This is a genomic window from Sorangium sp. So ce385, assembly GCF_051474135.1.
GTDB lineage: Bacteria > Myxococcota_A > Polyangia > Polyangiales > Polyangiaceae > Sorangium > Sorangium cellulosum_D.
Window position 1 is genome coordinate 7,714,488 of the sequence record NZ_CP150337.1, and the last position, 20,169, is coordinate 7,734,656.

A 20,169-nucleotide genomic window follows, 5' to 3' on the forward strand; every position below is an offset into this window, starting at 1 on the left:
CGCGAACTGCCGCCCATGCCCCCCTCCGGGCGACGGAGGTTCGCGATGGCGCCGGTTCCGCAACGTGCTTTGCGTGCGTTGATCCCGCTCTTCATGTTCGTGAGCTGCGTGCTCGCGCAGGCGGGGTGCTCGTGCAGCCCCGAGCTCCCGCCGATTCGTCCTCACGGCATCATCGCCTGCCGGACGCGCGACCCGGGCGCTCCGCCGACGGCCGGCCGCGCGCCGGGGGTGAAGACCGTCGCCGCAGGCGCGATGGCCGGGACGTTCTCGGTCACGAGCAACGGAGAGGCCGTATACGTGATGCCTTTGACCGCCGTCCCGGGGCGGGCAGGCGTGGCGCCCCGGCTCGCGCTCCAGTACGACAGCAGCGCCGGCGAGGGCGTCCTCGGGGCGGGGTTCTCCATTGCCGGGCTGTCCGCGATCACGCGGTGTCCGAAGAACCTGACGCAGGACGGGGAGATCCGGGGCGTCCGGTACGACGCCGAGGATGCGCTCTGCCTCGACGACAAGCGGCTTGTCGCCGTGGGGCGGGCGGCGGGGACGGTCGAGTACCGGACGTTCCCCGACACGATGGTCAAGGTGGTCGGGCACTACGCCGCGGAAGGGGACGCGCCCGCGGAGGCGCTCTTCTTCGAGGCGATGATGCCGTCCGGGCTCGTGATCGAGTACGGCAAGAGCGACAGCGGCAAGCCGCTCGCTCGGGGCGGCGCCGCGCGCGCGTGGCTCGCGACCAAGGCGCGCGACGGCCGCGGCAATGCCATGACGTATGCGTACTGCTCTGCGGACGCCGAGGAGGGCTTCACCGCGGAGTACGCGATCGACGAGATCCGCTACACGAGCTTTGAGGGCGAGCCGGCGCTCGCGCCGTCGCGGGCGGTGCGGTTCGTGTACGCGACGAAGGCGCCGGGCGAGGTCCGCACGCGCTACGCAGGCGGCATGGCGCTCCAGCGCTCCTTGCGGCTCGACGAGATCCAGATGCTCGGCGCGGACGACGCACTGGTGCGGCGCTACGGGTTCACGTACGAGGTCAGCGAGGCGACGAAACGGACGCTCCTGACCGAGGTTGAGGAGTGCGCGGGCGATGGGGTGTGCAAGCCGCCGACGCGGTTTCAGTACAGCCGCGGCGAGGCGGGGTTCCGGAGGATCGCGACGGACGTCGCCGCGCCGACCTCCCGGAGGGCGAGCCCGATGCTGTTCGACATCGACGGCGACGCGCTCGACGATCTCGTGGTCCCGGACGTTGTCGCCGGGCTCAGCACGCCAGAGAACCCGATCACCGGCTGGCTCGCCGCGCGCAATCGCGGGGCGAGCGGTTCCGCGGCCCCCTTCGCACCCGCGACGCTGGCGCTCCTCGAGGACTGGGCCGTGATCGCCAACCCACACGGGCCCTCGGATCCCGAGCTCCTTCAGCCGGAGCTCGGGACGGCCCTGGATTTCAACCAGGATGGCCGGACAGACGTCTTTCTTCACGATGTCCATGACACCGGCAACACCTGGCTTGTCCTCCTGACCCAGCCGGACCTGACGTTCGAGGTCCACGACACGGGCATCCGGAGGCCCTTTCCGCTCGGCGTCCGTCCCGCGCCTCCCGGATTGCGCCTGCCCGAGGGCGCCGTGCACCTCGCGGACGTGGACGGCGACGGCGTACCCGACCTGATCCAGTGCGACGACCACAGCCGCACGTTGACCCAGAACCCGCTTGAGGCGACGTGGACCGTTCACCGCTGGAAGCCGGAGCGCGGCGGGACGCCGGCGGGGTTCGACGTCACCGGGGAGTCGCTGGAGCCGCTCAACGGGTTTCCGTGCGACATGGAGATACAGACGCTCGATCTCAATGCCGACGGCAAGGTCGATCTGGTCGTGGCGACCGTGCTGACGTTCAGCGATGGCACCATGCTCCCCGCGCCGACGTACGGGGCGCTCACCCGGCGACACGACGGGGGCTGGGAGGTGTTCGACACCGAGCTGCCTCAGCCGCCTCGCGGCGGCCGCACCGTGTTCCTCGATGTGAACGGCGACGGCTTGCCCGACGCGGTGCAATCGGGCTTCAGCCACGGCGGGCTCCGCACGATCCTCAATACGGGGCCGACCTTCGACGCGCCGGCGGTCGAGAGCCTCGGCCCGGCGGGCGTCCTCGAGAGCCTCGGCGCGCAGGACGCGTTCTTCCGGCTGGCGGCGCCGCTGGACTACGACGGCGACGGCTTGCAGGATCTGCTCATGCCGGTGCCGCCGGGCATGCTGCCGGGCTCATCGCTCGCGCTGCCCTCCTGGGCGATCCTCCAGGCCACCGGCGCGCGCGACGGGCCGACGTTCGCGCTCGTCGACCCGGGGATCCCGTTCGAGGCGGCGGTCGGCGAGGCCGTCACGCTGGCCGAGCCGCACGGGCCGCGCATCGGGGACGTCGACGGCGACGGGGCGCAGGACGTGGTGTTGCCGCTCGGGGGCGTGTTCAACGTCTTCCAGAACCTCGCGGCCGATCGGGATCTCCTCGTCGCGGTCTCGGATGGGATGAACGCGCACGAACCGAGCGAGGCGGGCTTCGTGCCGAACGTGAGCGTCGCGTATGGCCATCTCACCGACGCCTCGATCACGGACGGCGCCGCCGCGGGAGCTCCGGAGCGGGAGAGCATGCTCTACGTGTCGCGGGACGACGCGGCGAACGCTTGCGATTATCCGCGCCGCTGCGCGGTGGGGCCGCGGCGGGTCGTCCGCGGCTACGCGCTCAACAACGGTGCGGACCGGCCGCGGCGCTTCGAGGTGCGCTATCGCGACGGGCGCTACCACCGGCTCGGGCGGGGGTTTCTCGGGTTCGGGGAGCGCGTGGTCGTCGAGGTCGACACCGGCGCCGCGACGGCCGAGCGGTACGACAACGTCACGTTCGACGAGGAGCTCGAGGTCTTTCCGTTCGCGGGGCAGGTGAAGCAAGAGTGGCGCTGGGCTCCGGGGTTGCCGGACCAGCCCAGGCCGGAGCAGATCGAGCTCTCGTTCCTCGATGTGACGCGGGAGATGGTGCCGACGAACGACGGCGCGACCTACTTCACGCTCCCGACCGAGCGCCGGCTCCGGCGAGCGCAGGGGGTCTATCCGCCCGACGGCGGCGAGGCGCCCAACGTCGAGGCGTACGTCGAGCAGGTCGCGTCGGGCGGCGAGCCCGGGGGCGGGGCGGCCATCCTGCGCGACACGGCGGCGAAGGTGACGGACTTCGATGCGTTCGGCAATGTGCGCGCCGAGGAGGTCTCGACCCGCGGCGTCGACCTGACGCTGGAGACGACGCGCACGTTCAAGAACGACACCGATCGGTGGGTGCTCGGTCAGCTCCAGACCGAGAAGGAATGCAGCGCGGCCGCGGGGCTCTCGCAGTGCCGCCTGCTCGCGCGCACGACCACGATCTACGGCGAGATCGAGACCGAGTCGATCGACAGCGACGAGGGCATCCCGGACACGAAGCTCGATGTCGCGATTGCGCGGGACGACTTCGGCAACGTCACCGGGGTGACGGCCGACGATGCGTTCGGCCATCACCGGGCGTGGAGCACGGCGTACGACGCCGAGGGGCTCTTCCCCGAGACGCACGTCAACCCCGCCGGCCACACCACGCGCGTGACGTTCGATGAGGGTCTCGGCGTGCTGGTCGAGCGGGTCGATCCGAACGGGCTCGTGACCGAGTGGCGGCACGACGGCTTCGGTCGCCTGGGACTCGAGATACGGCCCGACGGCACGCAGACGGCGATCGCGCTGTCGCGCACCAAGGACGGCGGACCGGACCGGGACGCCTGGCGGGTGGTGCAGCGGACCACGACGGCCGGCGGCGCCGACGATACGGTCGAAGTCGACAGCCTCGGCCGCCCGATCCGGTGGTTCTGGTACGGGCCTTCCGTGGAAGGCGCCGCGGGCGGTGCCACGGGCGAGCCGCGGCGCTTGATGCAAGAGATCGCGTACGACGCACGCGGCGAGCGCGTCGCGCGGCGCTCGGTGCCGGTGACCGAGGGCACGCCGGACGACGAGCTCCTCTACGACGTCTACGCGCACGACGCGGTAGGCCGCGAGGTGCGGCACACGACACCGTGGGTCGCGGTCGTGGAGACCGCGTACGACGGCCTGCGGGCCGAGGTCACCGATGCGCTCGGCCACGTGACCGTGGTCGAGCACGATCCGCTGGGACGACCGGTGACGGTCACCGACGCGGCGATGGGGGTCACGCGGTACAAACATGGCCCGTTCGGCGCGCTGTACACGGTCACCGATCCGGGCGGGGCCATCACGCGCACCACGCGCGACGCGCTCGGGCGCGTGCGGCAGCTCGACCATCCCGATCGGGGCACGACCGTCTTCACCAACGACGGCTTCGGCGAGCTGGTCTCGTCGACCGACGCGCTCGGGCGGGAGGCGACGTTTCGCTACGACGACCTCGGGCGCACCACCTCGCGCGTGGACGAGGACGGCGCCGAGCGGCTGACGACCACCTGGACCTGGGACACCGCGGAGCACGGGATCGGCAAGCTCCACGTGCTGGAGAGCCCCGACGGGGACAAGACGTACGGCTACACCGAGCACGGCAAGCTCGAGACGATGGCGCTCCGTATCCACGGAGAGCGCGCCGCACTGAAGAGCAGGCTCGGCTACGACGAGCTCGGCCGCGTCGAGACGATCACCTACCCCACCCCGGCCGGCGCGGCGCCGTTCGTGGTGGCCCACGACCACGACGCGCACGGCCACGTGCTCGCCGTGCGCGACAGCGCGACGCGCTCTGCCTACTGGCGGCTGACCGACGTGGACAGCGCCGGCCGTTACCGCGAGGAGGCGTTCGGCAACGGCGCCGTCACCGAGCGGAGCTACTATGCGGACAAGCAGCGGCTGAAGGGCGTCGTCACCCGCAGCGGCGCGACGGCGGTGCAGGACCTCGGCTACGGCTACGACGACCGGCTCAGCCTCACGCGGCGCACCGACGCGCTGCAACCGCAGCACCGGAACGAGCGCTTTCGGTACGACGCGCTCGAGCGGCTGACGTGCGCGTACTTCAGCGACGTCGAGAGCGCGACCGCGCCGTGCGCGCTCCGCTACGACCACGACCCGAACGGAAACCTCACCTTCACGCCGGACGCTGGGACGCTCTCGTACGACGACCCGCTGCACCCGCACGCCGTCACCGGCGCGGGCGCGGACAGCTTCGGCTACGACGCCGTGGGCAACCAGATCGCGCGCCCGGGCGGGGTGCGGGTGCGCTACACGCCGTTCGATCTGCCGAGGGAGATCACGCAGGGCGCGAGGACCGTCTCGTTCGGCTACGACGGCGACCAGCAGCGGATCCGCAAGACCACGCCGGACGAAGAGACGATCTACTTCGGCGACCTGGTCGAGCGGGTTACCGACGCGGCTACAGGCAGGGCCGAGCACCGGTACTACGTGCGCTCGCCGGAGCGGGTGGTGGCGATCGTGACCCGCGGCGGGCAAGAGCCGGGCACCCGGTATGTGCACGTCGATCACCTCGGCTCGGTCGATGCGATCACGGACGAGGATGGCGACGTGTTCGAGCGGCGGAGCTATGATCCGTTCGGCCAGCGCAGAAACCCGGTGTGGGGAGAGACCACGCCGGCGTCGTTCTCCAGCGAGACGACGCGGGGCTTCACCGGGCACGAGGGCGATGACGAGCTCGGGCTCGTCAACATGAAGGGCCGCATCTACGATCCGAGGCTCGGGCGGTTCTTGACGACCGATCCGATCGTGCAAGCGCCGCTCTCGGGTCAGAGCTGGAACCCGTACAGCTACGTGCGCAACGACCCGCTCAACCACGTGGATCCGAGCGGGTTTCAGGGGGTATCGCCGGAAGCTCACGATCCCGCGGCGCAGCCGCTGACCGGGGTGCTCGATTCAGAAGCGCTCGGCCTGCCACCGATCGAGGTAGAGATCGTCGCGCCTCCGGATTGGGTGGTGTGGGTAGACGCAGGCGCCGACGCCGACACCGCGGGCGCGGACGTCGGAGCGATGACGGCGCCTGTCGATGTGGGCACGACCGGAACCTCGTCGGGCTTCGCGTCGTACTTGGTGACCGCCTCGCCGGAGCACGCAGGCGCCGCCGGCCCGGGCACCCTCGTCAGCCAGGCCTTGCTGGGTGCCGCGGAGGGCACGCGCGACCTCGGTCTCGGCATCGCACGGTCGCTGGTGCTGAACGCGCTGACGTTCGGGATGTACGGCGGCTACGAGCTCGGCGGCGCAATCTGGGCGGGCTACGAGCAGGACGGGATCTTCGGCGCGCTCAACGCCGTGAACCCGCTCTACCATATCGGGCTGGGCGCCGCGGACACGGCCCTCGCGATCGACGGAGGCGACTACCGGGAAGCGGGCGCGGCGGGGACCAAGGCGATGATCCTCGCGGCGGCCACCGTCTTCGGGATGGGGAGGGGGCTGGGAGCGGCGACCGATGAGGCGACGGTTGCGGCGGGGACCGCGAGAGGGGCAGGCGCCACTCGCGAGCTCGCTCAGCACATTGCGAATGTCGAGCGTATGCCTATGAACTTCAGGCGAACGGTTGCGCTCGTCGAAACGGCCGAAGGACCGACGCTGGTTGCTGGAGGTGCAAGCGATCTCTCTGCCGCCCAAATCGCTGCGGCTCAGAAGCTCGGCTTGACTCCGGCACCGCCAATGCCAGGAGTTCATGCGGAGCCAACCGCGATTTTCGGGGCCGGCAGGCTCGGCCTGACGCCGACGCGCGGCGTGACTACCAGTGCCATTTGCACGGGACCTGGTGGATGCACTGAGTTCATCCAAGGCCTCGGAGGTCGCGTCACCGGGAAGCACACGTTCGAGTTCTAGCTATGGAAGAAAACACACTCATCAGAGCAGTCGCGAAGCGAGCAACAGATCCGATGACTCGGACCGACTCGCCGGACCGAGGGGTATCTGAGCTGGCTCCGCCTGCCACACCGCAGCAAGTGGACCAAGCCGAGCGGACACTGAAGTGTAAGCTCCATCCCCTGCACCGAAGACTGCTCCAAGAAATAGGGAACGGCGGATTCGGCCCAGCTGATGGTCTAATCGGCCTGCCGGGAGGTAAAGTCGATGACGACGGCCGGTCAGTCGTGGAGCTCCGCGAACAGCTCTTCGCAGATCATGCAGGTGCTGGAGTACCTGTGCAGATAGTCCCTCTCTGCGATTGGGGAGGAGGCGTGTGGTCGTGTGTAGACGAAGATACCGGACAAGTTCTGATGCTCGATGAAGCCGGCCTCACGGACACCGGCATGTCCCTCCATGATTGGATGAGCGACTGGGCCAATGGCATTTCACTCGCCGAGAAGCTGTTCACGTTCGAGGAACACTCAGGAATCAACCCGTTCACCAAGAGACCGATGACCGCAAGACTTCGAAGCCGTCCCATTGGCACGCCCTACCGTGGGCGGGCCAGCTAAACAGCCCACAATGCTCAAACTACATACAACGCGTGCAGCCGCTCGACCATTCCAATTGCGCAGTCTGGATTCAACGTTGGAGCGCACAGCTAAGCGCACAGCTACCGGAGTCGCGCCTAGGACGCGGCCAGCTGGGTGGACGTGGCACCACGAGCTGGAGCCAGGGGTGATGCGCCTTGTTCCTCGCTCCCAGCACACGCCAGGAAGCCCGCACTGGAACGCGCTTCACCCGAACGGCCGTGGTAGCTGGTTCATCTGGGGAGAACAATGAAACCGACGAAGCTAATCGATGTAGTAGCCAACATTTTCACCTACGACAACAATACAACCATTTACGCTTCGAAGCCGTGGACATGCAACTCAAATACCATATTGGCACAAGAACCGGCGGAAGGTGGTCGACCAGCGGAAGCCGAGCTATGCGGAGCCGAGTATTTGATCGAAGTGTTCATCGCGAAGGAGTTCCTTGAAGATTGGCTTGCACAGGAGGGTCGCCCGATATCGACACAAGAGCAGTGCGAACGGCTAATTCACTACGCCATCTACGATGCGTGAGGTTGCAGATGACGTTCCGGCCCTCACTCAAGCTGGCGACGTTCCTGCTGCTCACAGCCTGCGGTTCCGAAATTCCACCGTCCGCGACGCCCACCGCCATCCGTCACCGGCAGAACATCGAGCCATGGCGCTCCGCGCAGGCGCTCTCCGACGCGTACGTCCCCGAGGTCCGGGCCGGGAACCTCGCCGCGCTCGGCAAGATCCGCCACGTCCCCTTCGCCCTCTACATCAACTCCATGCACGAGCGCATCCATTCCGTATACGAGGAGGAGCTGGCAGCTGCGCGCGAGGCGTACCCGGAGCTCCGCGGCGAGGCGGACATGGCCGTGCTGCTCGAGATCGCCGTGAACCAGGGGGATGGGCGCCTGGCCCGGCTGGGCGTCGCCAGCTCGAGTGGCTCCGTCGCCTTCGACGTGGTCGCGCTTGAGGCGGTGCGGCGCGCGGCCCCGTTCGATGCGCCGCCGCAGCTGCTCGTGTCCCCGGGCGGCAAGGTCTATCTCCACTGGATGTTTCACACCGATCCGTACCAGGCATGCGCGACCTTCAACGCACGGCCGTTCATGCTCGCCAGCGCACCTGCCGCGGCCGCCGCCGGCCAGCAGCCCGTCCCCGGCCACCTGACCGGCCAAGACCGCTCCGCTCCCATGGCAGGTGCCGCGCAACAAGGTGCAGCCCGCCGGCCTCCATCGACTCGTTTCAGGTGGGCCTGTCCGTTCCCAGACGAGGCAGACAAAAACGGCATCGACACGGCGAGCGTTGTCCTCCAGGCTTCCGTGGGAATTGACGGCTCCGCCCGCTCGGTAACGGTCCTACACGATCCTGGGAACGGTTTTGGGCAGGCCGCAGCCGCGTGCGCCATGAGGAAGGATTACACCCCAGGAAAGGACCGACCTGGAGCACCGATCGTGGCCACGACGCCGCCGATCACCGTCCAGTTCGTCAGAGGCGAGGCCACGACGGCCTCCATACCGGGTGCTGTGCAACTGGAAGCAGCGCGTCAGCCTCTATCGGGTAGCTCAAAGTGGGCGTGTCCTTTTCCCGAGGAGGCAGACAAGAACGCCATCGACAGAGGCACCGCCGTCATCAAGGTGTATGTGGAGCCCGACGGTTCCGCGCGCTGGGCGCAGGTCCTGCACGACTCCGGGTACGGCTTCGGGTCGGCCGCAGCCCAGTGCGCCATGGGTCGACGCTACATACCAGCGAAAGCCAGCTCTGGAGCACCGGTTGCTGCCTGGACGCCGCCAATCACCGTTAATTTCATCAGGTAGCGGCCCTGACCACAGACGAATCCCCCGCCTCTCGCACGGAGAGCCGGCGCCCAGCCGCGTCGTGCGGCGCGATGACGAGCGGCCCAGCGGAGCCCCGGCGCGCCACGGGCAGGCCAACCCTGGCTGGCATCGTCGCAGGGCCTCAGCCGCGTGCGGGCAGGATTCATCCAGTCCAGCTGTACGAGCAACCCTGACCACGCCCGCGTGGGGGGACGCGCCAGAACTTGCAGCGCCGCGTGGGGGGACGCGCCGAAACTTGCAGCGCCGCGTGGGGGGACGCGCCGAAACTTGCAGCGCCGCGTGGGGGGACGCGCCGAAACTTGCAGCGCCGCGTGGGGGGACGCGCCCCGCCTCACCTCGACGCGCGGCGCCCCGCCGGATACCTGCTGAGCGCTTGTCGATGCACAGAGGCCGCGTTACCTCGGCCTTATGGCCAACTCCGCATTTCTCGCCCGCCGGCTCACGCCGAGCGGGTGTATCATTGCAGGAACCAAGCTCGCCGCTCACCGGGAGGCGTTGAAGTCGAAGAAGATCAAGCTGTCTGCCAAGGTCGACGCGGCGGTCCACTCCGTCCTCGCGGCCACCGGGGCCATCGAGGCGCTCGGGAGCACCGACGCCACGATGACCGAGATCGACCGCGGCGCCGACCGGTGCATCGGCGCATTCAACAGCGTCCTCGATAGCGTCGAGCGCGCGTTCGATCACGACGGCATCCTGCCGCTCTCGGAGGACGAGGCGGCGCGCCGCAGCGACGCCCTGCTCGTGCGCTCCGAGGTGCTCTCGTCAGGCATCGATTTCGTCCGTCTCGTCTACTCCCAGCAATGGGTGCGCATGAGCGCGATGATCAAGGCGCTCGAGCGCAAGGACGTGAAGGCGGCGGTGGAGCGGCTCGGGCTCTCGGCCGAAGCAGGCCGCCTACGGCGCTGGACCGACCTGTACGGCCAGAAGCTCGGCGTCACCGAGGCGAAGAGCGCGGATCCGGCGATCAAGGCCGTGGAGGCGTGGCACGAGGCCTACGGCACGCTCATGGTCCACGTACACGCCGAGTACGACGACGACAGGGACGAGACGCACGCGCTCCTCCGCGACCGGCTGCTCTCGCCGTACGAAGACGCGGCCGATGAGGTGCGCCGCGCCGAGCAGCGCGCCCGCACGGCCAGCGCCAAGAGAAAGGCGCAGGCAGAGCCCGAGCCCGAGCCGATCTGAACGCTCGCCGCGCCCCACAGCCCCTGCGCGCCATCGATATCCCGACCCGCACAAGCAAGCATCGAGACAGGCGCTGACGAGATCGTCAGGATACGTACGTCTGCGGCCGAGAATTTTCCTCGCGCCGCCGGAATGCGTCTCACGATGCGTCCGACCAGCACTGTCATTCGCGCATCCCGGCGCCTCCCAGGCCTTCCACCGACAGCCCTGCTCTGGTACGTGCGGCTGTCGCCCGCAGGCCTGGCTCGGGCGCGCTCAGTCCGGTCCGAGGCTCGCCCAAGGAGATCCGCACCCGTGCGCAGGAACACCCGCCCCAGCATCGCACTCCCGCTGTGCATGGCCCTGCTGTCCGCCGCCGCGGAGGGCCGCGCCGAGGCGCCGCCGGAGGCGGTCGCCCGGCTCATGGCGCAGGCGAACGCCGCCGCCCGCGAGGACCGGCTCGCCGACTCGCGCGATCTGTGGATGGCGGTCTTTCGGCTCCATCGCTCCCAGGTCGCCGCCTGCAACATCGGGGCGCTGTCGCTCCGCCTCGGCGACGCGCCGGCCGCCGTGCGCTGGCTGTCGATCTGCAAGGAGATCATGCGCGCCCCGCGGACCCCCGAGGAGCGCGCGCTCTACGAATCCCGGCTCAGCGACCTCGCCCGCGCGCGCCAGCTCACCGGCGAGCTGCACGTGATGGCGCCCGCGGGCGCGCGGATCACGATCGACGGCGCGCCCGCCGAGCTCGACGGCGGCAAGCCCGTCCCCGTCGCCCCCGGGCGCCACCTGGTGCGCGCCGTGCTGAACGGTGGCATCGCGACGGCCGAGGTCGACGTGCCGCGCGGCGAGGCGCGGGAGGTGGTGCTCACCCTCCCCGCCCGGCCCGCCGCTCCTCCCGCCCCCTCCGCGGCCCTCCCCGCCCCGCCCGCAGGCCCGCGCGCCGCGCCCGTGAGCCCGGCCCCGCCTTCGCCCCGACCGCGGCCGGACCTCGTCGCCGGCGGCTTCGGGCTCTCCGCCACGCTGGCGGCGATCGGCGGCGTGATGCTCGTCGGCGCGGGGAAGAAGGACGAGGCAGGCCACGCCGCCGCGCGCGCCGCGGGGCCAAACCGTTGTTTCCGGCTCACCCGGCCGATGTGCCAGGAGTCGGCCTCGGCCTACGACGACGCGCGCGCCTACCGGGGCGTGGGCATCGCCGGCCTCATCACGGGCGGCGCCGCGCTGGCTGCCACGCTCGGCTACATCTTTTATCCGCGCGGCCCGGCAGAGATCTCGGTAAACGCGGGTGGACTCACGCTGGCCAGCACCTTTTGATCGGATCTCTCGCTCGGCGGTGCGCCGATCGGACCGAGAGCCGCCGCGCCCGCGCGGCAATCTGGCGAAAACTTGCGTGACGCGCGCGGGTCGAGCGCGGCATACTGCGCGCCTGAGACGACCTGGCAGACGACACCCCGGCGGATTGGGGCCGCCTGGATGTCACCGCCGCAGCCTCGTGCCGGAGGACTGACGCATGGGTAGGCCCATCGCGCATTGCGCCGTAGCTTCCATCTTTCTCATCAGCTCAGCATCGTTCTTTGCCTGTGGTGAGGGCACCTATCAGGGTGGAACCTGCGCGACCACGGACCATTGTCAGTCGGACGACCAGAACGTGCCGGGGACCGTCTGCCTCGACGGACACTGCGAGTGCGGCGAGCCGGGGAAGGTCATCTGCTGCCCGCCCGGCGAGGAGGAGCCGGACTGCTTCCTCGCGTGCCGTCGCTGCGACGAGTGCGCGGAGAACACGGCGGAGTGCTCCGGGGTGCCCGTGCCGCCCGGGGGCTGCGAGGGCGACGCGGAGTGCGCCGGCCCGCCCGATCCGCGCTGCGGTGTGGGGCGGTGCGTGGACGGCGCGTGCGAGGTGGAGATATGGCGCGGCCCGATCGCGTCGCAGCTCCGCGGCGACTGCAAGGACGAGGAGTGCACGGCCGAAGGGCGCGTGGTCAGCGTGCCGGCCTATGACGTCTACGATGACGGCAACCAGTGCACCCTCGACATCTGCGAGGTCGACGAGCCGCGGCATCTCATTCTCGAGGATGTGACCTGTCCGGCCTCGGGTGCGGGGCGATGCCATGAAGGCGCGTGCGTGCAGTGCTTTGCTGAAGATCCCGCGCTGCAGTGTGCCTCCGGGTTGGTGTGCTACGGCGTGTGGTGCGTACCACCGCACTGCGAGAACGGCGCGAGAGACGCGGGGCGCGGGGAGACCGGCTTCGACTGCGGCGGCCCGTGCCGGCCGTGCCCGCCGAGCGAGCGCTGCGGCGCCGCCACCGACTGCGTGAGCGGCGTGTGCACGAACGGCAGCTGCATGATCCCGACGTGCAGCGACGGCGTGAAGAACGGCGACGAGAGCGGCGTCGACTGCGGTACGACGTCGTGCCCGCGCTGCCCGCCGGGCCGGGGCTGCAGGACCGGCGCGGACTGCACGAGCGGCGTGTGCTGGAGCGGCGCCTGCGAGGCGCCCACCTGCAGCGACGGCGTGAAGAACGGCGACGAGACGGGCGTCGACTGCGGGGGCGAGGGATGCGCGGGGCCGTGCCCCGGTTGAGGGCGCCTCCGAGCGCCGCTCAGGTCGCCGCGTCGAGCGCCCGCGACAGCGCGCGCAGCAGCGCGGCCCCGTCGCCCTCGTACGCCCGGCCATGCATGCAGGCGAGCAGGCGAGGCGACGTGGCCGCGAGCTTCTCGAGGAGCCGGGGCGCGTCGGGGCCGTGCGCGTAGTAATCCATCGCCCGGCGCATGGCCTCGCTGGGCTCGAGGATGTCGTCGCGCGTGAGCGCCGGGTGGTCGGCGCCCGGCTGCGTGAAGAGATCGCCGCAGAGCAGCGTCGCGGTGGACTCCTCGAACAGGTAGCCGCACTCCCAGCCGTGCGGCAGGTGGGGCGCGTCGAGCCAGCGCACCCGGCGCCGGCCGAGCTCGAGGACCTCGCCGTCCTTGAGCGCCCGCGGCGCGCGGTCGAACATGTCCCCGTCGACCATCGCGGCGATCCGCCCGCACACCGGCGCCGCCTGCGGGGCCGCGTCGAGCAGCTCGTTCATGGCGCCGCACTCGTCCGACTCGCAGTGGGAGAACGCCACGTAGCGCAGCCGCTCGACCGGCATCACCCGCGCGATCGCCGCGCGCACCGCGGGGAAGAGGCGGCGCGGGCCGGTGTGGAAGAGCAGCGGCGCGTCGTCGACCAGGAGATACTGGTTGAACGAGAACGCAGCTTTGCCCTCCCCCACCGGGGTGTGGAGCTGGTAAATGCCATCGGCCACCTCGGTGACCCGAGCCTCGCTCGGTGAGTCCGCCATCCGCTCCTCCTCTCGCGCGAGAGGCGCCGTTCCGCGCGCTCCCTCGTGAGCGGCCACCGTATCAGGGCGAGCCGCTCGCGGGAAGCGCCACGCCCGCGGAGCGCCGCCGCCGGAGGCGGCGCGCCGCGACGGCCGCGGTCAGTTCGTGAAGCGGAGGTTGTCCAGGTAGTAGGGCCCCGAGCCGGGGTTCACGGAGAGCTCGAGCGTGATCGACACGTCGCTCGGCGACGCGTCCAGCGCGGCCACGGTGGGCGCGGCGAGCGTGAACGTGATGGGCGAGAACGCGTTCCTGGGGAGGGGGGTGAGGCCGGCCGACCCGACGAACTGGTTGTGGATGCCCTTGGAAGGGATCGAGATCAGCGCGACAAGGGTTCCGACCCACGACGGATTGGGCTGGACCGCCGACGTGAAGAAGTCGAGGCGCAGCGTGTTGCCCACCGGCGTCATGCCCGCCGTGCTGAACGGCGCGCTCTTGATCTGGCTCCACGCGTTCGGCGTCCCGACCCGGAGCGACCGGATCCCCTCGGTCACCCAGCCCGTGGCGAACGAGAGCGGCGCCTGCTGCGACGTCCACAGGCCGGACCGCTCGAACCCGAGGACCGGATTGCCGAAGAGGAAGTCGTTCATCACCTGCTGGCGGAACGGGATGAACTCCTCGGCGAGCAGGTTCGAGATCTGGAAGCGCGTCCTGCCGGGCTCGCCGGGGATATCCTCCGTCTGCTCGGAGGTGTGGGTGAAGAAAAAGGTGTTGTCGGGGATCGGCGAGGAGAGGCCGACGTCGTTGTTCGCGCCGCTGCCCTGGCTCTTGACCAGGTGGCACCCCGAGCACGAGATGGACTGGGCGCGCGCGAGGAGCTGGTCGGGCGAGAGCGGGCTGCCCACGGCGGTGAGCTTCTGCTGGATGGCGGTCCTGAAGGCCGAGGGGCCGCTGCCGACGGCGTTCCGGTAGTTGTTCTGCTCGGTGATCAGGAGGGCTTCCCCGGCGCCGAAGGAGGCCGGCACGAGCGTCGGATAGTCGAACCGGTTGAAGTCGCCCGACGAGGCGAGCGCCGCCACCGCGTTGTCGACGAACCACGACCGGAAGCTCGCCGCGCGAGGGTCGGTCGAGGCGGGGTCGAAGAGCAGCGCAGACGGGTTGTCGTCGACGTGCTGCGGCACCACGAGCAGCTGGCAGGCGCTGCCGGTGCAGTCGCGCGAGAGCTTGAACTCCCGGAGCGCCCAGTCGTCCTGCGCGAAGGGGGGAGGCCGCAGGAAGTCGTTGACGCGGATCTGCCCGCCGCCGGCGCTGAACCGGTCGATGTGGATGACGGGCGAGAACCCGGGGAGGCCGTCGAAATAGAAGTCCAGCAGCGCGGCCGTCCGGGCCTCCACGCTCTTCGCGGGATCCGACAGCCCGTGCCAGAACTCGACGACGGGGCGGCAGCCCTCGCGGCCGAGGCTGGGGGTCGGGTTGGGCAGCCTGGACTCGAAGATGATGAAGTTGCGCATTCCGCCGTTCGTCTGGGCGTGCCCTCCCCGCCGCGCGAACACGATGCGGTGCTCGCCGCAATCGGACCCCAGCGGGTCCGCGAGATCGAAGCGGTTCACGAGCGTCGTGGCCATGTAGAGCGACTCGCCCGGCAGCCCCGCGAACGGGTCGGTGTTCGCCTCTTGGCCGACGGCCCGGCTGCAGATCACCGGGAAGCCGTTGATCGACCCGTCGAAGCCCTCGGTGAAGATGCCCTGCGTCGGCGGAGGAGGGTTGGAGAGCACGACATCGTCGCAGTGCGGGCCGAGGGCGAGCCCCTCGCCGGCCTTCCGGTACGTGTCGAACATCTGACGAAACACCTGCAGCGGCGTGAGGCCCGGGACGTCGGCCTGGTCGACGAGCTGCTGCAGCACGTCCTCCAACGTGAACGCAGACACGATGTCCGTATCCGTGACGACGAGGGACTTGCGGGGATCGATCGCGAACGTGAGCGCCTGAGCGTCTGCGCCGACCGCCTCGGCGACGCCGTCCGGCTCGCCCTCCATCGGATCACCCGCCGCGCAGGAGATCGTGGGAAGCGCGAGCGCAAACAGCGCGGCGCGGCGCGCCCACCGCCGCGTCACGGCGGCGGGAGACGCGCTTCGAGAGCGCAAGATCAGGCTGGAGCAAGATGGGCCGGGGACCATGAAACCTCCTGAAAACAATCGAGACGAAGGCTCGATGTGCCGGCCTCATCAGCCGACGAAGCGTGGATGCGGCCATGGCTTTCCGCCCTTCGAAAAATTGTTGAGCTCGCAAGATTTGCGCGCGCGGCCCGACACGGCATGACGCGGCCCGACGCCGCCCGAAGCGGCCCGACGCGGCCCGACGCCGCCCGACGCGGCCTTGCGCTCGTCCAGCGCGGCGCTGGACGCCGCGGCCTCGCTCGGGGAAACTTCGTCGTATGCGACGCGAGGGGGACGAGGATCGCGCTCAGCTGGTTCGCCGCCTGGAAGCGATGGAACGCGAGATGGAGGCGATGCGGGCGGACGCGCTCAGGTGGCGCGCGCTGATGGGCGCGCGCTGTATCAGCGTGTCGCTCCACCGGCCGGACGGCACGAGCTGCGCCGTCAACGCCGGATGGGAAGCGCTCTGGCGGGCCTCGGGCGAGTCGTATCTGCAGTCGAGCTACAACATGCTGGAAGATCAGCAGCTCGTCGACAACGGCATCATGCCCCACATCGAGCGTTTCTTTCGCGGCGAGGAGGTCGCGATCCCGCCGATCAGCTACGACACCGACGCTGTCGATATCCCGGGCAAGGCCGGCGGCGCGGTGTGGGTCTGCGCCTTCGGCGTGCCGGTGCGCGACGCCGGGCGCAGCGCCGAGGGCGTGCTGCTCCAGTTCGCCGTCCCGGAGGCGGCCGAGATCCAGCACAAGTACGAGGCGCTGATCGAGGAGCAGCGCGCGCTCCAGGCGTCGCTCGAGGCGCGGAACCGGGAGCTCGAGGAGACGGTGCGGCTCATCGCGGCGCAGCGGGACGCGATCCAGGCGATGAGCGTCCCGGTGATCCGCGTCGCGGACGGCGTGCTCTGCCTCCCCATCGTGGGCATGATCGACGACGCGCGCGCCGGCGCGCTCCTGGAGCGCCTGCTCGAGGCGATCGCCGCGCAGCAGGCGGCGGAGGTGCTGCTCGACATCACCGGCGTGCCGGCGCTCGACGCGCGGGCCGCCGCGCAGCTCGTCTCGGCGGCGACCGCGGCGCGGCTCCTCGGCGCGTCGTGCACGCTCGTGGGCGTCTCGCCCGCGCTGGCGCGGACGCTGGTCGATCTCGGCATCGACCTCGGCGGCCTCGCCACCGCGGCGACGCTGGCCGAGGGGCTGACCCGGGCCCTCTCCGCGCGCCGCGGGGCGGCGCCGCGGCGCACGGCGGCCGCGGGGCGCGGGCCGGCGCCGGAGCGAGACGAGCGGGGAGAAGCGCCGCGGCCGGCGGCGAAGCTCCCTGGAGAGGCCCCTTCCCGCAGGCGGTGAGCGCGCCTCCTGCTACGGCGAGCAGTGCGGAGGGCGGACCTCTGCGCCGCTGTCCACCACGAGACGCCGCTGCCGTCGTTGCTCCGCAACCACCGCTCGCAGAGCCGCTCGCGCTCGCGGTCGGCCGCGGGCGATTCACCTGGGTAGCCGTCGCGGCAGCGGACGAATCGGCTCACGCCGTAGGCCGACCTGGAAGCGTCGTACTTGCCGTCGTACTCGATCACCATGCGCCCGCCAAAGCCGTCCACGGGATGAAGCCGCCAGAAGCCGAGCCGTAGGTCCGAGAACCCGTGCGTCCTTGTCGGGAGCGGGCGCAGCCGCGCGGGCAAATCGGCCACCACCCTCAGGCAGCGCGGGTATTCCTCCTTCACCAGCAGCCGCGTACCGGGGTTCGTGAAGGCCATCTGGTACTCGACACGGAGGTCCCGCTCGCCGTCGGCGTTCAGATCCAGGTCGGTGTCCACCGCGAACGGGAACTCGCCGTCCCAATCGTGAATACCGCGGGTCGCGAGGTCCGTCGGACAGGCGCGATCGGCCAGCTCGCTGATCCGGTACGCGAACCCCTCGATGCCTGGAGGTACGCCTGACTCGGTGTACTCCGCCGAGCGAACCCGGCCCCGCAAGGCATACCTGCCCGGCGCGAGCTCCACCGACAGCGCCGGGCCGCACCCCAGCACGTCCCCTGGGCCGGTATCGGACATCGTCTGTACGCTGAGCAGCGCGCGCGTGGTCGTGAGCTCAGGCGACGGAGACGGCCCCGTGCTGGCCCACAGCCGCAGGGGCCGCGGCACATCGATGATCCAGAGCGGCGGAGCCGCGGTGTCCGCCGCCATGACGTCGCAGCCGAGCTCGGCTTCCGTGCGCGCGGGCGTGAGCGGCTCGGGTCGCACGGCGTACTCTCCGAGCCGCCACGCGAGCGTGGGGACGGGAGCCGCGCTGCGAGGCGGCATCGCAGCCCCGATCGCAGCGAGAGACGGCGCCCGCCCCGCCAGCGGCGCCGCCGCGCTCGGAACGACGGCTCCAGTCGCCGGGAGGGCTCCGGCCTTTCGTGCGATCGGCGAGGGCGCGTTCGCCGCCGGCCCGCACGCACCGACGGTGACCCCGGCAGCGATCAGGCTCCCCGCCAGACCCGACCCGGACAGGCGCGGAGCCGTGCCCCCCCGCAGACGCTCGCCGCATTTCATGCGGCGACGCGCCTCGGCAACGCACATGCCGCGCGCCGCAGCCCATCGATGACGTCCCTTCCAGGATCCGCGCGCCGGAGCCGTGGCCATCGGAACGCGGCCTCGGTGGGCGTCGAGACACACCTTCGATCGCCCCGAGCAGCGCGCGTACGACACTTCCACACGATACCCAAGTGCAGTGATCCGAAGGCCGCACGGCGCATCTCGGCGGACCGTTGACGCGGGAGGGAGCCATGCCTTCCAATGCAGGGATGGCCTTGCTTCATCGAGCTCTCGCGCTCGTCGCCCTGCCCGCCGCGACTGCAGCGCTGAGCGGGGGGTGTAGCTTTCCCGACGTCGTCTTCACCGAGCCGGCGACCTCGAGCGCCGGCGGCGCGGGCGCCCCCCCGTCGTCGGACGCGGCGGGCGGCGGCGGGGACGCGGCGGGCGGCGGCGGGGGCGCGGCGGGCGGCGGGGGCGCGGCGGCCTCCGGCGGCGGCGGTGGGGGTGAGGCGGCCTCGGGCTCCGGCGGGAGCGGCGGGGCGACGTCGGGCTCCGGCGGGAGCGGCGGCGGGATGGTCGACTGCGACGCGGACGGCGACGGTTACCCGTCGACCGCGTGCGAGGGCGGCACCGACTGCAACGACAAGCACGCGCACGTCCACCCCGACCAGCCCAACACGTTCTATGACACCCCCATCCGCCCCGGAGGCGGCTTCGATTATGACTGCAGCGGCCAGGAGGAGCCGCAGATCCCCGCGATCAACTGCGAGAGCCCCGGGCCCTGCCGGGACGAATCCAACGTGTACCTGGTGGAGGAGGTCGGGTGCGGTGACCCAGGCCCGGTCGGCAGCTGCAACTTCCTCTGCCAGCAAGACGTCATGTACGCCGGGCTCAAGAGAGCCTGTCATTGATCGAGCGCGCGGCGCGCGTCGGCTCGCCTGCCCGGCGGCCCGCGGAGCTGCCGCTGCGCAGCGCGGCCCCGAGCCGCCGCGCGTCGGGCGCGGAGCGGCCCGCGCGCGACGGGCTCACCCGCCGACCTGGCCGCTCGTCCCCCATCGCTCGATCGGCGCGTGCGCGGTGATCGTCAGCTCGTTCCCCTCGATCGTGTAGTCCATGTCGAGCCCGCCCTCGGCCCGGACGCGCGCGAGGCCGAGGCCCGAGATCCCGTCGATCATCGCCGTCTCCGTGATCAGATCGTCGTAATGCTTCACCGGGTCGCTCGCGGTCTTCAGCGCCATCAGCCGCCGCTCGACCTCGCGCAGGCGCTCGGGGGACGCCTCGTTCCGCGCGCGGATCCTCATGACATGCGAGCGCTCGTCCTCCTCCAGCGCGAGCTCGAGGCTGACGCGAGGCCCGGTGGAGTACTTCGTGATGTTCTCCGCGAGCTCGTGCGCGGCCATGTAGAACCGCGAGCTCACATTCGCGTCGTCCAGCACCTGGCCGCAGAAGCTGGACACCAGCCGCAAGACCGCCGTGGCCAGCCGCTCGTTCGGAAAGAACGTCACGCAGAGGAACAAAGAAGCGCTCTGCGCCTGCTTGGGAGATGACACGGAGGGTGATTCTAGAGGTTCTCCCAGGTGAATCCAACCATGACTTCCGCAGCGGCGCGCATTGTCGCGCGGCTCCCGTGTGCCCTCACCATCCCCCTCACGAATCAGCCAGGTGTGTCCGCGTCATCCCGACACGGCCCCCGGTGCGCCTCGCGCGCACCACGTCGCCGCCGCGCGAACACATCGTCTGCGACGACCGCACAGGCAGGTGACGTGCACCTCGAAATCGCCGTAATGCGCCGCACA

At 70.6% G+C, this 20,169-nt stretch carries 13 protein-coding genes; 10 read left to right on the forward strand and 3 right to left on the reverse strand.

Annotated features, from left to right (window positions below; all coding sequences use genetic code 11):
• Positions 1–45: 45 nt before the first annotated feature.
• From WME83_RS27965 to WME83_RS28000, 8 genes are all read left to right on the forward strand, one after another.
• Positions 46–6,810, forward strand: a complete 6,765-nt coding sequence (locus WME83_RS27965; protein ID WP_437312749.1) for an RHS repeat-associated core domain-containing protein — start codon at positions 46–48, stop codon at positions 6,808–6,810.
• A gap of 53 nt (positions 6,811–6,863) precedes the next feature.
• Positions 6,864–7,403, forward strand: coding sequence for an SMI1/KNR4 family protein (locus WME83_RS27970; RefSeq protein ID WP_437322050.1), 540 nt, complete (start codon positions 6,864–6,866; stop codon positions 7,401–7,403).
• Positions 7,404–7,413: 10 nt separating this feature from the next.
• A complete protein-coding gene (locus WME83_RS27975) occupies positions 7,414–7,674 on the forward strand; it encodes an HNH endonuclease (RefSeq protein WP_437312750.1) in 261 nt (86 codons plus the stop codon).
• On the forward strand, positions 7,671–7,958 hold the full coding sequence (locus WME83_RS27980) for a hypothetical protein (RefSeq protein WP_437312751.1): 288 nt from the start codon (positions 7,671–7,673) through the stop codon (positions 7,956–7,958). The genes WME83_RS27975 and WME83_RS27980 overlap by 4 nt, the downstream gene beginning before the upstream one ends.
• A gap of 8 nt (positions 7,959–7,966) precedes the next feature.
• Entirely contained in the window at positions 7,967–9,226 is a 1,260-nt protein-coding gene (locus WME83_RS27985) for a TonB family protein (RefSeq protein ID WP_437322051.1), read from the forward strand.
• Between the two features lie 516 nt (positions 9,227–9,742).
• A complete protein-coding gene (locus WME83_RS27990) occupies positions 9,743–10,432 on the forward strand; it encodes a phosphoenolpyruvate--protein phosphotransferase (protein ID WP_437312752.1) in 690 nt (229 codons plus the stop codon).
• A 294-nt stretch (positions 10,433–10,726) separates the two neighbouring features.
• Positions 10,727–11,722 carry a hypothetical protein gene (locus tag WME83_RS27995; protein WP_437312753.1) on the forward strand — a complete coding sequence of 332 codons (996 nt, stop codon included), beginning with the start codon at positions 10,727–10,729 and terminating at the stop codon, positions 11,720–11,722.
• Positions 11,723–11,918: 196 nt separating this feature from the next.
• Entirely contained in the window at positions 11,919–12,989 is a 1,071-nt protein-coding gene (locus WME83_RS28000) for a hypothetical protein (protein WP_437312754.1), read from the forward strand.
• Positions 12,990–13,008: 19 nt separating this feature from the next.
• On the opposite strand, the gene WME83_RS28005 is transcribed toward WME83_RS28000, so the two are convergent.
• Positions 13,009–13,731: an MBL fold metallo-hydrolase gene (locus tag WME83_RS28005; protein WP_437312755.1), complete on the reverse strand. Its 723-nt coding sequence runs from the start codon at positions 13,729–13,731 to the stop codon at positions 13,009–13,011.
• 138 nt (positions 13,732–13,869) lie between these two features.
• Entirely contained in the window at positions 13,870–15,852 is a 1,983-nt protein-coding gene (locus tag WME83_RS28010; protein WP_437312756.1) for a hypothetical protein, read from the reverse strand.
• Between the two features lie 344 nt (positions 15,853–16,196).
• On the opposite strand from WME83_RS28010, the gene WME83_RS28015 reads away from it, so the two are divergent.
• Both WME83_RS28015 and WME83_RS28020 read left to right on the forward strand, forming a co-directional pair.
• Complete coding sequence (locus WME83_RS28015) at positions 16,197–17,207, forward strand: STAS domain-containing protein (RefSeq protein ID WP_437312757.1); 1,011 nt, start codon at positions 16,197–16,199, stop codon at positions 17,205–17,207.
• Positions 17,208–18,648: 1,441 nt separating this feature from the next.
• The gene (locus tag WME83_RS28020) at positions 18,649–19,284 is read left to right on the forward strand and encodes a hypothetical protein (protein ID WP_437312758.1); all 636 of its coding nucleotides are present in this window, start codon (positions 18,649–18,651) and stop codon (positions 19,282–19,284) included.
• A gap of 114 nt (positions 19,285–19,398) precedes the next feature.
• On the opposite strand, the gene WME83_RS28025 is transcribed toward WME83_RS28020, so the two are convergent.
• A complete protein-coding gene (locus WME83_RS28025; protein ID WP_437312759.1) occupies positions 19,399–19,923 on the reverse strand; it encodes a hypothetical protein in 525 nt (174 codons plus the stop codon).
• Positions 19,924–20,169: the final 246 nt, after the last annotated feature.